The sequence below is a fragment of the Streptomyces sp. NBC_01003 genome (assembly GCF_045162695.1).
Lineage (GTDB): Bacteria > Actinomycetota > Actinomycetes > Streptomycetales > Streptomycetaceae > Streptomyces.
The window spans coordinates 950,583-966,033 of sequence record NZ_CP108707.1 but is presented as its reverse complement, the minus strand read 5'-3'; the positions used below and the strand labels follow the sequence as shown (position 1 = coordinate 966,033).

At 69.1% G+C, this 15,451-nt stretch carries 10 protein-coding genes; 2 read left to right on the top strand and 8 right to left on the bottom strand.

Annotated elements, in window-relative coordinates; translation table 11 throughout:
* Positions 1-52 precede the first annotated feature (52 nt).
* The 3 genes from treS to OG698_RS04625 all read right to left on the bottom strand — a co-directional run bounded on the left by treS (position 53) and on the right by OG698_RS04625 (position 4,300).
* The gene (gene treS / locus OG698_RS04635) at positions 53-1,765 is read right to left on the bottom strand and encodes a maltose alpha-D-glucosyltransferase (protein ID WP_406101574.1); all 1,713 of its coding nucleotides are present in this window, start codon (positions 1,763-1,765) and stop codon (positions 53-55) included.
* A complete protein-coding gene (locus OG698_RS04630; RefSeq protein ID WP_406101573.1) occupies positions 1,762-3,771 on the bottom strand; it encodes an alpha-1,4-glucan--maltose-1-phosphate maltosyltransferase in 2,010 nt (669 codons plus the stop codon). The genes treS and OG698_RS04630 overlap by 4 nt, the downstream gene beginning before the upstream one ends.
* 256 nt (positions 3,772-4,027) lie before the next feature.
* Entirely contained in the window at positions 4,028-4,300 is a 273-nt protein-coding gene (locus OG698_RS04625; RefSeq protein ID WP_406101572.1) for a DUF5133 domain-containing protein, read from the bottom strand.
* A gap of 305 nt (positions 4,301-4,605) precedes the next feature.
* Between OG698_RS04625 and OG698_RS04620 the strand changes: the two genes are divergently transcribed.
* Complete coding sequence (locus OG698_RS04620; protein ID WP_406101571.1) at positions 4,606-5,184, top strand: pep a2; 579 nt, start codon at positions 4,606-4,608, stop codon at positions 5,182-5,184.
* A 172-nt stretch (positions 5,185-5,356) separates the two neighbouring features.
* Positions 5,357-7,486: a glycogen debranching protein GlgX gene (gene glgX, locus OG698_RS04615; protein WP_406101570.1), complete on the top strand. Its 2,130-nt coding sequence runs from the start codon at positions 5,357-5,359 to the stop codon at positions 7,484-7,486.
* Positions 7,487-7,541: 55 nt separating this feature from the next.
* Here glgX and OG698_RS04610 read toward each other — a convergent pair whose 3' ends face one another.
* The 5 genes from OG698_RS04610 to OG698_RS04590 form a co-directional block, all read right to left on the bottom strand.
* Positions 7,542-10,556 (bottom strand): alpha-mannosidase, encoded by a 3,015-nt coding sequence (locus tag OG698_RS04610; RefSeq protein ID WP_406101569.1) that lies wholly within the window; start codon positions 10,554-10,556, stop codon positions 7,542-7,544.
* Positions 10,557-10,676: 120 nt separating this feature from the next.
* Positions 10,677-11,948, bottom strand: a complete 1,272-nt coding sequence (locus OG698_RS04605) for a glycosyl hydrolase (protein WP_406101568.1) — start codon at positions 11,946-11,948, stop codon at positions 10,677-10,679.
* Between the two features lie 50 nt (positions 11,949-11,998).
* Positions 11,999-12,919: a carbohydrate ABC transporter permease gene (locus tag OG698_RS04600; RefSeq protein ID WP_406101567.1), complete on the bottom strand. Its 921-nt coding sequence runs from the start codon at positions 12,917-12,919 to the stop codon at positions 11,999-12,001.
* Entirely contained in the window at positions 12,916-13,827 is a 912-nt protein-coding gene (locus OG698_RS04595; protein WP_406110845.1) for a carbohydrate ABC transporter permease, read from the bottom strand. The genes OG698_RS04600 and OG698_RS04595 overlap by 4 nt, the downstream gene beginning before the upstream one ends.
* 78 nt (positions 13,828-13,905) lie before the next feature.
* Complete coding sequence (locus tag OG698_RS04590; RefSeq protein WP_406101566.1) at positions 13,906-15,198, bottom strand: ABC transporter substrate-binding protein; 1,293 nt, start codon at positions 15,196-15,198, stop codon at positions 13,906-13,908.
* Between the last annotated feature and the right edge of the window lie 253 nt (positions 15,199-15,451).

Sequence of the window (15,451 nt, the reverse complement as noted above, 5' to 3'; positions counted from 1 at the left end):
GACGACTCCTTTCGAGGGCGGACAGGCGGACCCTGGGGCGTGGGGCCGCCGGTCACCACGCGGTGCTGACGGCTTCCTTGCGGAGCCGGAACCAGTAGAAGCCGTGGCCCGCGAGGGTCAGCAGGTACGGGAGCCGGCCGATGGCGGGGAAGCGCACCCCGCCGATGAGTTCGACCGGGTGCCGGCCGTCGAAGGCCTGGAGGTCGAGTTCGGTGGGCTGGGCGAAGCGCGAGAAGTTGTGCACGCACAGGACGAGGTCGTCCTTGTGTTCGCGCAGGAACGCGATCACGGCGGGGTTGGACGACGGGAGTTCCGTGTACGAGCCGAGGCCGAACGCCTCGTTCTGCTTGCGGATCTCGACCATCCGGCGCGTCCAGTGCAGCAGCGAGGACGGGGACGACATGGACGCCTCGACGTTCGTGACCTGGTAGCCGTAGACCGGGTCCATGATCGTGGGGAGCGAGAGGCGGCCCGGGTCGCAGGACGAGAAGCCCGCGTTGCGATCGGGGGTCCACTGCATCGGCGTGCGCACCGCGTCGCGGTCGCCGAGCCAGATGTTGTCGCCCATGCCGATCTCGTCGCCGTAGTAGAGGATCGGCGAGCCCGGCAGGGAGAGCAGCAGGGCGGTGAAGAGTTCGATCTGGTTGCGGTCGTTGTCGAGGAGGGGCGCGAGGCGGCGGCGGATGCCGATGTTGGCCCGCATGCGCGGGTCCTTGGCGTACTCCGCGTACATGTAGTCGCGCTCTTCGTCGGTGACCATTTCGAGCGTGAGCTCGTCGTGGTTGCGCAGGAAGATGCCCCACTGGCAACTCGACGGAATGGCAGGGGTTTTGGCGAGAATTTCCGAGACGGGGTAGCGCGACTCCCTGCGCACGGCCATGAAGATCCGTGGCATGACGGGGAAGTGGAACGCCATGTGGCACTCGTCGCCGCCGGAGGTGTAGTCGCCGAAGTAGTCGACCACGTCCTCGGGCCACTGGTTGGCCTCGGCGAGCAGGACCGTGTCCGGGTAGTGCGTGTCGACCTCGGCCCGTACACGCTTGAGGAAGGCGTGGGACGCGGGGAGGTTCTCGCAGTTGGTCCCTTCCTCGGCGTAGAGGTAGGGCACGGCGTCGAGCCGGAAGCCGTCGATGCCGAGGTCCAGCCAGAAGCGCAGCGCGGCGAGAATCTCCTCCTGGACGCGCGGGTTCTCGTAGTTGAGGTCCGGCTGGTGGGAGAAGAAGCGGTGCCAGAAGTACTGCTGGCGCACCGGGTCGAAGGTCCAGTTCGACGCCTCGGTGTCGACGAAGATGATCCGCGCGTCCTCGTACTGCTTGTCGTCGTCGGCCCAGACGTAGTAGTCGCCGTACGGCCCGTCGGGGTCCTTGCGGGACTCCTGGAACCACGGGTGCTGGTCGCTCGTGTGGTTCATGACGAAGTCGATGATCACGCGCATCCCGCGCTGGTGCGCGGCGTCGACGAACTCCACGAAGTCCGCGAGATTTCCGAACTCGGGCAGGACCGCCGTGTAGTCCGATACGTCGTAACCGCCGTCCCGCAATGGGGACTTGAAGAACGGCGGCAGCCAGAGGCAGTCGACGCCCAGCCATTGGAGGTAGTCCAGCCTGGACGTGATGCCCTTGAGGTCGCCGACTCCGTCGCCGTTGCTGTCCTGGAAGGAGCGGACGAGGACCTCGTAGAAGACGGCACGTTTGAACCAGTCGGGATCCCTGTCCTTGGTGGGGGTGTCCTCGAATTTGTCCTGGACGGGCTTGTTGACGATCATGTGGTGGGTGACCCTCCGGTGGGCGGTGAGGACGGTCGCAGGACGGTGAGGATGTGCGCGGGCGCGCGGCCCGGTTCCAGGCGCACAAAGTTCGTCCTGCCCCATTGGTATGTCTCGCCGGTCAGCTCGTCGTGGACCGGCACGCTCGCGTGCGCGTCGAGTCCGAGCTGAGGCATGTCCAGAGAAACCGTCGCCTCCTGGGTGTGGTGGGGGTCGAGGTTGACGACCACCACGACCGTGTCGGGGCCCGAGCGCTTGCTGTACGCGATCAGCGCGTCGTTGTCGGTCTGGTGGAAGTGGAGATTCCTGAGCAGGCGCAGGGCGCTGTGGTTCCGCCTGACGCGGTTCAGGGTGGTGATGAGCGGGGCGATGGAGCGCCCCTCGCGCTCGGCCGACTCCCAGTCGCGCGGCCGCAGTTCGTACTTCTCCGAGTGGAGGTACTCCTCGCTGCCCTCGCGGACCGGGGTGTTCTCGCACAGCTCGTATCCGGCGTACACCCCCCAGGCCGGGGAGAGCGTGGCCGCGAGCACGGCGCGCACCTCGAAGGCGCGGCGGCCGCCCTTCTGAAGGTAGCGGGGCAGGATGTCGGGTGTGTTCACGAACAGGTTGGGACGCATGTAGGCGGCCGTGTCCCGGGAGAGCTCCGTGAGGTATTCGGTGAGCTCCTGCTTCGTGTCGCGCCAGGTGAAGTACGTGTACGACTGCTGGAAACCGGCCTTGGCGAGCGCCCGCATGATCGGTGGCCGGGTGAAGGCCTCGGCGAGGAACACGACGTCCGGGTCGCTGCGGTTGATGTCGGAGATCACCCGCTCCCAGAACATGACGGGCTTGGTGTGCGGGTTGTCGACGCGGAAGACGCGGACCCCGTGACGCATCCAGAAGCGCAGGACCCGGGTCGTCTCCTCGATCAGCCCCAGCATGTCCTGGTCGAAAGCGATCGGGTAGATGTCCTGGTATTTCTTCGGCGGGTTCTCCGCGTACGCGATCGTGCCGTCGGATCTGTGCTCGAACCACTCCGGGTGCTTCTCCACCCACGGGTGGTCCGGGGAGCACTGGAGGGCGAAGTCGAGCGCGATCTCCAGATCGAGTTCCCCGGCCCGGCGCACGAACGCGTCGAAGTCGTCGAGCGTGCCGAGGTCCGGGTGGATCGCGTCGTGACCGCCTTCGGGCGAGCCGACTGCCCACGGGACTCCGACATCCCACGGGTCGGCGGACAGGCTGTTGTTCGGCCCCTTGCGGAAGGTGGTCCCGATGGGGTGGATCGGCGGCAGATAGACCACGTCGAAACCCATGGCGGCGACGGCGGGAAGGCGCTCGGCCGCCGTGCGGAACGTGCCGCTCACCGGGCGTTCGCCCTCGCGGACCACGGCGCCCTCGGAGCGCGGGAACATCTCGTACCAGGCCCCGTACAGCGCCCGTTCGCGCTCGACGAGCAGTGGCAGGGGGGCTGAGCGGGAGACGTTTTCGCGCAGCGGATGCGCCGCCAGCGCGGCGGTCACGTCCGGCGCGAGGGCCGCCGCGTGGCGGGCGGCGGGAGGCCGTCCCTCGTCGCGGAGCGCGTCCACGGCCGCGAGGACCGCGTTGCGTCCCGCGCCTTCCGGAACGCCGGCGGCGGCACGCTCGTGCAGCGCGGCGCCCTCCTCCAGGATCAGCTCCGTGTCGATCCCGGCCGGGACCTTGATGCCGGCGGACCGGCGCCACGAGGACACGGGATCGCCCCACGCCTCCACGGAGTACGTCCAGTTGCCCACGGCCGTCGGGGTGACGTCGGCGCCCCAGCGGTCGCTGCCCGGGGACAGTTCACGCATCGGGGTCCACGGGCCCGGCCGGCCGTCGGGGCCGCGCAGCACGACATTGGCGGAGACGGCGGCATGGCCCTCGCCGAAGAGTGTGGCGGAGACCTCGAACGTCTCGCCCGGGACCGCCTTCGCCGGACGCCTGCCGCAGTCGACGGCCGGGAGGACGTCCACGATCGGGACGCGGCCCGTCACCGTGCCTGGGTTCATCAGTTGCACCTCCGCCGTGCTCGAGGCAGGGCCGTCCTCGCTCGGGGGCCCGCCGGGTTCACATGCGCCACGGGACGCGCCGTCACGTCTCTCGCACACCAGTTGGCCCGGCACGTGGCCGGGCACAGCAGGGTGTCATCGACGGGCTGCGTCCCTCCGGCGACACGCTACGGGAGCCGACCGGGCTCGGCCTGTCGGGAAATGCCCCGGTTCAGGCGTGTCGGCCGGCGTCCCGCTTCTGCCGGAGGGTCCGGCGTCACCGCCCGCTGAGGGCGGCGACGGCGACCGCGGGCGCCGCGAGCGGCGGGGCGGCCATGGGCGGATGCTCCACGCTGGGACGGAGATAGTGCTCGGCCGCGTCGGCGGCCTCGCGCCCGCAGCGCTTCCCCATCAGCACGCACAACGTGTAGGCCGTGTCCTCGAAGTGGGCCCGCACCTGGCGGTCGGCGGGCGCCGCCAGCCGCAGGCGTTCCCATGCGCGGTACTGCGCCAGATGACTGGCGACTTCGGTCTTGGTAGGCAGCAACATGTCGCTGTTCACTTCCCACTCTTCGATGTGCACGGTGCACCGGGTCGGTGCGCTGGGGCCGTGCACGGAGAGGTACCGAACCATTACGCCGATCGGTACCCCGTTCCATGGTGCATTTGGCGGTACTTCCCGTCCTGTTGGAGCTTCAACGACACCGCGAGCGGCTCCTCGTGTTGCACGAATGGAGTAGCACTCTCATGCTGAGGCTGACTCAGGAGCGATCAGTGCTCACGCTACGTGTTCGGGGTACGGCCCGTAGGGGGCGAGCAACGAGCGGGAGCTTCGCCGGTGAGGAGCCGAAGACGATGAATACAGCAGTGCCCTGCTACTACCACCTCGACGTCGAGGTCAGTTCGGAGCGTGTCGGGCAGGTCAGGCGCATCCTGGCCGCCCACCTCCGGTACTGGAAGCTGGACATTCTCGTCGACCCCGTCTGCCGCGGCGTCGAGGTGTTGCTTCACACGATCGACGAGCACGCCACGGACAAGAACACCACCGTCGAGATGTGGTGGAACGGCCAGCATTTGATCACCGCGGTGTCCGACCACGAGCGTGACCTGCCGGGCCCGCACTACGCCCCGAAGGAGGGATGCCTCGCGGAGATTGCCGCGCTGAGCGACGGCTGGGGCGGCTGTGCCACCGCCACGGGAAAGATCATCTGGTTCTCGCGCCGTGCCCGTCTCGGCGAGCGCGCCCCGCTGGTCCCGGTCGGACCCCCGCCGCGCATCAGCGAAGCGCTCGAGATGCCGCGCGAGGTGCCTGTCCCGGCGTTCGCGGGGTCAGTTGTCGCGGATCCCCTCGTGGCCGCCGCCCCGGCAGCCCGCGCACGCGAGCCGCAACTGTCCGTCCCGCGCAGGGTGGTCCGCCCGACGCCGGTCATGTGACAGCAGCACAGCGCTCCGTCCGGAGCGCGTCGCACCGGGCCGCGGCCTGCTTCGGCAGCCGGGGCCCGGCGGTGTGCCAGGACAGTGGCACACGAGGGCCGGGCGCGCGGCAGACGAGGTGCGGGCGGCGCGGTGACGACACCGAATCCAAGATCATCCGTACCGTGGCCGGATGCTCACCTGGACCGGACGTCCCTATCCCCTCGGCGCGGCATTCGACGGCGACGGAACGAACTTCGCCCTGTTCACGGAGGTCGCCGAGAGCGTCGACCTCGTCCTCCTCCACGACGACGGCAGCCACGACACGGTCACCATGACCGAGGTCGACGGCTTCGTATGGCACTGCTATCTGCCCGCCGTCGGCCCCGGCCAGCGCTACGGCTATCGCGTGCACGGCCCGTGGGACCCGGCGGCGGGCCACCGCTGCAACCCCGCGAAGCTGCTCCTCGACCCGTACGCCACCGCCATCGACGGACAGATGGACAACGACCCCTCGCTCTTCGAGCGGACGGCCGCCGGACCGTCCCCGGCCGACAGCGCGGGCCACACCCTTGTCGCCGTGGTGACCGACAGCGCCTTCGACTGGGGCAACGACCGTCCACCCCTGCGCCCGTACGCCGACACCGTCATCTACGAGGCCCACGTACGCGGCCTGACCCGCACCCACCCCAAGGTCCCCGCCAAACTGCGCGGCACCTACGCGGGCCTCGCGCACCCGGCGGTCATCGAGCACCTGACCTCGCTGGGTGTGACCGCGGTGGAGCTGATGCCGGTGCACCAGTTCGCGCAGGACGGCTTCCTGCGCGACCAGGGCCTGTCGAACTACTGGGGCTACAGCACGATCGGCTTCTTCGCCCCGCACAACGCGTACGCCGCCCAGGGCACCCGCGGCGGGCAGGTCACCGAGTTCAAGTCGATGGTGAAGGCGCTGCACGCGGCCGGCCTCGAAGTGATCCTCGACGTCGTCTACAACCACACCGCGGAAGGCAACGAGAACGGCCCGACGCTCTCCTTCCGCGGCATCGACAACGCGTCCTACTACCGGCTCGTCGACGGAGACCCTGCGCACTACTACGACACCACCGGCACCGGGAACAGCCTGCTGATGCGGCACCCCAGCGTGCTCCAGCTCATCATGGACTCCCTGCGGTACTGGGTCACCGAGATGCACGTCGACGGCTTCCGGTTCGACCTCGCGGCGACGTTGGCCCGGCAGTTCCACGAGGTGGACCGGCTCTCCGCGTTCTTCGACCTGATCCAGCAGGATCCGGTGATCGGCCGCGTCAAGCTCATCGCCGAGCCGTGGGACGTCGGCGAGGGCGGCTACCAGGTCGGCAAGTTCCCGCCCCAGTGGTCGGAGTGGAACGGCAAGTACCGCGACTCCGTACGGGACTTCTGGCGCTCCGGCGAGAACACCCTCGCCGAGTTCGCCTCCCGGCTCACCGGCTCCTCCGACCTCTACCAGCACGACAGCCGCCGCCCGCGCGCCAGCGTCAACTTCGTCACCGCCCACGACGGATTCACGCTGCGCGACCTGGTCTCGTACAACGGCAAGCGCAACGAGGCCAACGGCGAGAACAACCGGGACGGCGAGAGCACCAACCGGTCGTGGAACTGCGGCGCCGAGGGGCCCACCGACGACGAAGGCGTGCTCGAACTGCGTGGCCGGCAGCAGCGCAACCTCCTCGCCACGCTGCTGCTCTCCCAGGGCATCCCCATGATCGCCCACGGCGACGAACTGGGCCGCACCCAGCAGGGCAACAACAACGCCTTCTGCCAGGACAACGAGATCTCCTGGATCGACTGGCGCCTGAGCGACGACCAGCGCGAGCTGATGGAGTTCACCCGGCGCACCATCGCCCTGCGCGCCGCCCACCCGGTGCTGCGCCGCCGCCGCTTCTTCCGCGGCGACACACACACCCACGAGGGCCAGCCCCTGCCCGACCTCGTGTGGCTGCGCCCGGACGCGCGCGAGATGACGGACGACGACTGGCAGCGCGGCGACGCCCACTCGGTCGCCGTGTTCCTCAACGGCGACGCCATCGCCGAGCCCACTCCGTACGGGCGGCCGGTGGTCGACGACTCTTTCCTGCTGCTCCTCAACAGCTACTGGAAGCCGGTCCGCTTCCGCCTCCCGGACGCGACCTACGGCGAGAGGTGGACCACCCGGATCGACACCACCGACCCGCAGGGTGTCGCGGACGAGATGGAACACAAGCCGGGCACCGATGTGCTGGTCGAGGCCCGCAGCCTGATCCTGCTGTCCCGGGAGGCCAGGACGGCACCCGGCGCGGAGGACTGAACGCGCCGTCCGGTGGGCCGGTTCCGTGACCGGCCCACCGGACGACAACGCCGGCTCAGGCCCGCTTCAGACGCAGCGTCACCAGCTCGAAGGGGCGCAGCGACAGTGTGATCCGGTCGCGGTCGCGCTCCGGGTCCGCCGCGTCGGCGAGCGGACGCTCCAGGAGGTCCGTCGCCGCCGCGGCCGCGACCTCGAAGCCCGCCGTGAGCGTGGCGCGCACCCGGCCGCCGCGGGACTCGTGGAAACGGACCACCACGTCGCCGCTGCCGTCGTCGGCCAGCTTGACCGCCGTCACGACGACCGCGTCCTGGTCGACGTCCACCAGCGGAGCGACCTCGCCGGAGCCGGTCACGTGCCGCTCGGGCAGGTTGATCCGGTAGCCCTCGCAGACCGCGTCCCCGATCGCCGCGCCCGGCACCAGCGCGTGCCGGAAGCGGTGCACACCCTGGTCGGTCTCGGGGTCGGGGAAGCGCGGCGCGCGCAGCAGCGAGACACGGACGGTGGTCGTCGTGCCCGAGTCGCTGTCCCGCACGGTCCGCGTCACGTCATGGCCGTACGTCGAGTCGTTGACGAGCGAGACACCCCAGCCGGGCTCCTCGACATGCACGAACCGGTGGTTGCACGCCTCGAACTTGGCCGCCTCCCAGCTGGTGTTGGTGTGCGTGGGCCGGAAGAAGTGCCCGAACTGCGTCTCGGACGCGTACCGCTCGGCGTGGATGTCCAGCGGGAACGCCAGCTTCAGAAACTTCTCCGTCTCGTGCCAGTCGACCTCCGTGTCGATGCCGAGCCGCCGCTCACCCGCCGTCAGCGAGAGGACCTGCGTGACGCGCGAGTCTCCGAAGCTGCGCACGATGCGCACCGACGCGCCCTCGCCGGGGGCCACCTCGTCGGCGTCCACGAGATCCGTCACGGTATTGCGGTAGAACTCGTCGACGTCCCACGCGTCCCACATGTTCGGGAAGTCCGGGTGGATCTGGAGCAGGTTCGCGGCCCGGTCCGGCGCGACGGTCTCGCGACTCGCGACGAGGTCGTACGCGGACACGACCAGGCCCCGGTCGTCGATCTCCACCCTCAACAGCCCGTTGTCCAGGACGAATCCGCCCGCCGCGCGCGACGCGATCGCGGCCTCGCCCTCGATGACCGGGTTACGGGCGCCGCCCGCGGGCACGCCGTCGCGGGTGTGCGGCGCCGAGTTGAAGAGGAGCGTCCCCGAGCCCTCACCGGCCAGGGCGCGCTGGGCCGCGCCGATGATGCCGTTCAGCTCCTCCGCGACCCGCTCGTATGTCCTGCGCGCCTCGCGGTGCACCCAGGCGATCGACGAGCCGGGCAGGATGTCGTGGAACTGGTGCAGCAGCACCGTCTTCCAGATCCGGTCCAACTCCTCGTACGGGTAAGGGAAGCCGACCCGCACCGCAGCGGTCGCGGCCCACAGCTCGGCCTCGCGCAGCAGGTGCTCGCTGCGCCGGTTGCCCTGCTTCGTCCTGGCCTGGGAGGTCAGCGTGGCGCGGTGGAGTTCGAGGTAGAGCTCGCCGACCCACACGGGCGGGTTCGGGTACTCCGCCTCGGCCTTCTTGAAGAACTCCTCCGGCGTCTCCCACACCACCGTCGCGGACCCCTCGAGGTCACGGAGGCGGGCCGCCTTCGCGACCATCTCGCGCGTCGTGCCGCCGCCCCCGTCACCCCAGCCGGTCGGCGCGAGCGAGTGCCGGGCCACCCCCTTGTCCTTGAAGTTCTTCGCCGCGTGGGCGATCTCGCTGCCCTTCATGGAGCAGTTGTACGTGTCCACGGGCGGGAAGTGCGTGAAGATCCGGGTGCCGTCGATGCCCTCCCACTGGAACGTGTGGTGGGGGAACTTGTTGGTCTGCGACCACGAAATCTTCTGCGTGAGCAACCACTTGGAGCCCGCGGCTTTGATGATCTGCGGAAGGCCCGCGGCGAACCCGAACGTGTCGGGCAGCCACGCCTCGTCGTTCTCGATCCCGAACTCGTCGAGGAAGAACCGCTTGCCGTGCACGAACTGACGGGCCATCGCCTCCGAGCCCGGCATGTTGGTGTCCGACTCCACCCACATGCCGCCCGCCGGCACGAACCGCCCGTCGGCGACGGCCTTCTTCACCCGCGCCCACACCTCGGGCCGGTGCTCCTTGACCCACGCCCACTGCTGGGCCTGCGACATGGCGAAGACGAAGTCGGGCTCGTCCTCCAGGAGCGCCGTCATGTTGGACGTCGTCCGCGCCACCTTGCGCACTGTCTCGCGCAGCGGCCACAGCCACGCCGAGTCGATGTGTGCGTGGCCGACGGCGCTGATGCGGTGGGCCGACGGTACGGCGGGCGCGGCCAGGACGCCCGTCAGCCGCTCGCGGGCGGCGGCCGCCGTACCGTTCACGTCCTGGAGATCGACCGCGTCGAGGGCGCGCTCCACGGCGCGCAGGATGTCGTAGCGCCGCGCGGACTCCACCGGCAGCTCGGCCATCAGCTCGCCGAGCACTTCGAGATCCATGACGAGCTGCCACACGGTCTCGTCGAGGACCGCGAGATCCATCCGCGCCAGCGTGTACTGCGGCTCGCTGCCCGCGGTCTCCTTGTCGCCCAACTGCGTCGGCAGGAAGGGGTGGTAGTCGAGGATGACCGGGTTGGACGCCGCCTCGATGTGCAGGCGGACCTCCTCGCCGCCCTCCACCGGGGCGCCGACGCGTACCCACTGGTTGCGTGGGTTGAGGCCCTTCACCGGGGTGCCGTCCGGGCGGTAGACCAGGCCCTCGCACTGGAAGCCGGGCATGTTCTCGTCGAAGCCGAGGTCGAGGATCGCCTCGACGGTCCGGCCCGCCCAGGCCTCGGGCACCGTTCCGGTGACGCGGAACCAGCAGGTGGCCCACGGAGCGCCCCAGCGTGCGCCCACCGCGATCGGCTGGGGTGTCGCCGCGAGCCCTTCTTCGACCGGCACCGGCTCGCCCGGCGCGTTCCACACCGCGACCTCCAGCGGCACGGACTCGGGGTACACGGCGGGTCGGATGCGCTCGTCGAGGACGCGCTTGAGACGGGCTTCGACCAGGGCGCGGTCGTCATGCATGAGGGGTACTCCGTAAGGTCCGGGGTGCGGGTGTCTACCAGGCGGGGGGTGGGCGGGACGCTGTACAACTCCCCGACGCGGCACACCTCGAATCGTGCGGTCCGCATCGGGTTCGACCGGTTACGGAGCCGTGCCGACGGTCCGTGTGACGTGGTCCGGTGTGACCACTTCGGTGATGCCGCGCGCCACCAGATGTTTCTTGTCGTCGGCGCGGCCGGCGAGGACCGTGGTGGGCCGGGCCCCGTCGGCCGTGAGCCGGGCGAACGCCTCGAAGACGGCGCCGCCTGGGGCACACACCGAGCGGTTCGGGGCGGCCTCGTCGTCACCGGCGTCGACGACGAGCGCGGTGGTGCGCGGCGCGGGTGTAGAGGGATGGGCGCGCCGGTCCGCGACGATGCGGGCGAGGGCCTTCGCCGCGGGTTTCGGCTGCCGGTCGCTCGTCAACAGGCCGAGGCTGTACTCGAGTTCGGGAAAATCGGCGAGATCACGGCTGACGTCGTGCGAGCACCACCACGTCACGCCCCACAGGTCCGGGCAGTCGAGCGCGTTCTCGACGGTGGCCTCGGTGAAGTGCGCGGCGTGCTCGGCCGGGACGAGCGGCGCGGGCGCGCCGACCTCCTGCAGCCAGACGGGCCGGTGCGGATCGTCGGCCCAGGCCTTGGACAGCTCGACGAGGTACGCGGCATGGTGCTCGGTGGCCGTCCCGGTCCGGCCGTGGCGCTGCGCCGTACCGTTGAACACCCACGAATGCACCGCGGTGAGCGCGCCGAGCCGTGCGGAGTGCGCGGGCGTGAACGGCTGGTCGTCCTGGTACCAGGCGGCGTCGTACGAGGCGTGCAGATGGGTGCGCCCCGGCGCGCCCTCCTCGCACGCGGCGAGCACACGGCGCAGCCAACTCCCCGCCTGCTCCGGTGTGATGCGGTCCGGATCGGGGTGCGGGCCCGCCGCGAACTGGTTGACCTCGTTGCCGATCGTCATGCCGATGAAGTTGGGCCGGTCGGCGAGCGCCCCGGCGAGCGTGCGCAGATACGCCTCCTGGCCCTCGACCACATCGGGGTCGGTGAAGAGGTTCCGCCGGTGCCACGTCTGCGTCCACGCGGGCAGGAAGTCGAAGCTCGACAGATGCCCTTGCAGGCCGTCCACGTTCACGTCGAGCCCGCGCTCGGCCGCCGCGTCGGCGAGCTGGACGAGCTGCTCGACGGCGCGCGGACGGATCAGCGTGCGGTTGGGCTGGAAGTACGGCCACAGCGGGAACACCCGGATGTGGTCGAGGCCCAGCGCGGCGATCGAGTCGAGATCGGCGCGCACGGCGTCGAGGTCGAAGTCGAGCCAGTGGTGGAACCACCCTTGGCTGGGGGTGTAGTTGACGCCGAAGCGCCCGGCAGAAGTCATGCGGAGTCCTGGTTCTTCGGTACGGCAGGGCCTCGGTCACGGGGGAGGGGTCAGCCCTTGACGGCTCCCTCGCCGACCCCGCGGAAGAAGTACCGCTGGAGGCAGGCGAAGAGGATGATCAGCGGTGCGACGGCGATGATCGTGCCGGCCGCGACGATCCGCTCGTCGTTGGCGAAGGTGCCGTGCAGATAGTTCAGGCCGATGGTGAGGGTGAACTTCGCCGGGTCGCTGAGCACGATCAGCGGCCACAGGAAGTCGTCCCAGGCGCCCATGAACGCGAAGATCGCGACGACCGCGAGGGTCCCCTTCACGGACGGCAGCGCGATCCGCAGGAACCGCTGCCAGGCGTTCGCCCCGTCGACGAAGGCCGCCTCCTCGATCTCGTACGGCAGATTGAGGAACGCGTTGCGCATGAGCAGGACGTTCATGGCGGCGATGCAGCCCGGCAGGACCACGCCGACGAGGGTGTTGTTGAGGCCGAGTTCGCGCATCGTCGTGAACTGCGCGATGACGATGCTCTCGACGGGCACCAGCATCGCGAGGATGAACACGAGGGTGGCGATCTTCCGGCCGCGGTAGCGCAGCCGGGCGAGCGCGTAGCCCGCGAGAGCGGAGCCGACGCAGTTGGTGACCACGTTGGCGGTGGCAACCTTCAGGGAGTTGAAGGCATAGTCCCAGACGGGGATGGTGTCGGCGACGCGCTCGTAGTTGTGGAGAGTGGGATCGCCCGGCAGGAACTTCGGCGGCGAGCTGAAGATGTCCTCGTGCGTTCCCTTGAGGGAGGTGGACAGCTGCCAGAGGAAGGGCCCGACGGTGATCGCGAGCACGGCGAGCAGCAGCGCGTAGCGCAGTACGAGCTCCCAGACGCGGATACGCCGGCCGTTCTCGTCGGTGACGCGCGGTGCACGCCGGTGCCGAACGAGCCCCGGATCCGGGGCTGTTGTGGCGCGGACGTCCTCGGTGACGCTCACGTGTCCTCCTTCCGGTCGGCGCGGAGCACGAGCAGCATCAGCGCGACGGTGACGACGAAGACGACGACGGAGATCGCCGAGGCGTAGCCGACGCGGCCGGTCAGGCCCGTGCCGGTGCGCTGCACGAGCATCACGAGCGTGGTGTCCTCGCCCGCGGGGCCACCGTTCGGCCCCGCCATCAGATAGACCTCGGAGAACACCTTGAAGGCGGCGACCGAGGAGAGCGCGGCGACCAGGACCATGGTGGAGCGCACGGCGGGCACGGTGACGGTGAAGAAGCGGCGCACCGCGCCCGCACCGTCCACCGAGGCGGCCTCGTGCAGTTCGCGCGGCACGTTGGCCAGCGCCGCCAGGTAAATGATCATGTAGTAGCCGAGGCCCTTCCAGACCGTGACGGCCATGGCGCTCAGCAGGAGGAGCCACTGGTCGCTGAGAAAGCCGACCTTGCCGATCCCCACGGCTTCGAGAGCTGAGTTCACCAGGCCGCGCTCGTCCAGCATCCACACCCAGATCAGGCCGACCACCACGATGGACGCGACCACCGGTGTGTAGAAGGCCGACCGGAAGAAGGTGATGCCCGGGATGTTCTTCTGGACGAGGAGGGCGAGCAGCAGCGGAAGGAGTACGAGGGCGGGGACGACCCCGACCATGTACAGGACGCTGTTGCGCAGCCCCGTCCAGAACATGTCGTCGTGCAGCAGCTCCCGGAAGTTGGCCAGGCCCACGAACTCACCGGGGATCAGGGTCCGCCGGTCGGTGAAGGAGTTGACCACGGTGGAGACGAACGGATACAGGATGAAGACGGCGACGATCAGCAGCCCGGGAGCGGCGAACAGCCAGGGGCTGGTGGGCAGATGGCGTCGGACGCGGGAGACCGGCCGCTCACCCGAGGACTTCGCGGGTGACATCACATCTGCGTTCGCCGAGGTCTTGGCGGCGGTCTTCACGGTCGGAAGGGGACTCGTCATGATGTACGGCTCCGGGGCTCAGCCCTGCTGCTGGAGCAGCCGGTCGCAGGCCTTGACCGCGTTGTCAAGAGCGGTCTTGGGGCTCTCCTTGCCCTGGAGGGCCTTGGCGACGGAGTTCCGCAGCTCGGTCTTCATCTGCTCGCTGAACAGGACCGGCGTGTAGTTGACCGCGGACTTCAGCGAGTCCGCCGCGGCGATCCGCACCCGCGTCTCGTCCGAGCCGTCCTGCTTCGTGAAGTACGGGTCGTCCAGGGAGCCCGCGGTGCTCGGGAAGATGGCGACCTTCTTGGCGAACTCCATCTGGTGCTGCGCGTCGGTGACGTAGTGCGCGAACGCCACGGCCGCAGGCTTCTGCTTGGAGCGCGAGTTCACCATCACACCCATCACGTACATGTTCACCTTGCCGGTGCTGGTGATCTGGTCCGTGATCCCGATGTTCTTGTAGAGGCTGGGCGCTTCCTTCTTGAACTTCGACAGGTCGAGCGCGCTGCCCGGGTTCATCGCCACGGCCCCGGTCAGGAACTTCTTGCCGGTCGACTCGGGCGTCGCGGTCAGCGCCTGCGGGTCGAGCGCCTTCGCGTCGTACAACTCCTTGTACTTCGTGAGGAGTTCGACACCCTTGGCGTCGTTGAACGCGAAGCCGGTGCCTTCCTTGTTCATGAGCGGAGCGCCGTAGCGGCCGAAGTCCTCGATGGTGGGGACGTTGGCGAGCGTGGCCACTTTGCCCTTGCTCTTCTTCGCGAGCTGGAGCGCGTCGTCGAAGAGCGCGTCGTACGTCTTCGGGGGCTGCGACGCGTCGAGTCCGGCCTTCTTGAACAGGCTCTTGTTGTAGAACAGCGGCCCCGTGTTGAGGTACCAGGGGAAGGCGTACGTGCCGTCCATGCCCGGTATCTGGTGGCTCGCCCAGGCCCCCGGCAGGTACTCCTTCTTGTACTTCGACGCCGCCTTGTCGAGGTCGAGCGCGAGGCCGGCCTTGGCGAGCGGGGCTACGAGGTCGGGGGAGACGTTGACGACGTCGGGCAGCGTGCCGCCGGCGGCATCCGCGCTGATCTTGTCGGCGTAGCCCTCGCCCGGCTGGTCGATCCACTTCACGTGCGTGCCGGGGTACTTCTTCTCGAAGTCCTTGACCAGGCCGTCGAAGTACGGCTTGAAGTTGGCCCTGAGGTTCCACGTCTGGAACGTGATGCTGCCTTCGATCTTGCCCGAGGCGTCCGTCGAGCCGCTGTCGTCACCCCCGGAACCGCACGCGCTCAGCGGCAGGACGACAGCGATGGCGGCGGCAGCGGCTAGTGCTCTGCGAGAGATGGGCACGGTGACACGGCTCCTTTGCGGCGGCGTCGAATGTTGCCGTGCAGACCCTGCATTGCGATCACGGAAAAAGTCAATGCATTCTCTGAAACTTCCGGGAGTCCCCTGGAAAAACACCAGGTCAAAGCAGTGGAGTAGACCTTTTGCAGTGCGAAACTAATGCGCTTTAGGGTCTTGAACTCAAGCGCATTAGTCTCTGCTCGCATGCGCTAGGCTGGCCGGGGCAACCCACCGGGGTTCCACGGGGAAAGGGGCA

What these genes read in the sequence shown, in the direction of transcription:
- treS (WP_406101574.1), bottom strand. Translation starts at nt 1,765, where the DNA reads ATGATCGTCAACAAGCCCGTCCAGGACAAATTCGAGGACACCCCCACC.
- OG698_RS04630 (WP_406101573.1), bottom strand. Translation starts at nt 3,771, where the DNA reads ATGAACCCAGGCACGGTGACGGGCCGCGTCCCGATCGTGGACGTCCTC.
- OG698_RS04625 (WP_406101572.1), bottom strand. Translation starts at nt 4,300, where the DNA reads ATGTTGCTGCCTACCAAGACCGAAGTCGCCAGTCATCTGGCGCAGTAC.
- OG698_RS04620 (WP_406101571.1), top strand. Translation starts at nt 4,606, where the DNA reads ATGAATACAGCAGTGCCCTGCTACTACCACCTCGACGTCGAGGTCAGT.
- glgX (WP_406101570.1), top strand. Translation starts at nt 5,357, where the DNA reads ATGCTCACCTGGACCGGACGTCCCTATCCCCTCGGCGCGGCATTCGAC.
- OG698_RS04610 (WP_406101569.1), bottom strand. Translation starts at nt 10,556, where the DNA reads ATGCATGACGACCGCGCCCTGGTCGAAGCCCGTCTCAAGCGCGTCCTC.
- OG698_RS04605 (WP_406101568.1), bottom strand. Translation starts at nt 11,948, where the DNA reads ATGACTTCTGCCGGGCGCTTCGGCGTCAACTACACCCCCAGCCAAGGG.
- OG698_RS04595 (WP_406110845.1), bottom strand. Translation starts at nt 13,827, where the DNA reads ATGTCACCCGCGAAGTCCTCGGGTGAGCGGCCGGTCTCCCGCGTCCGA.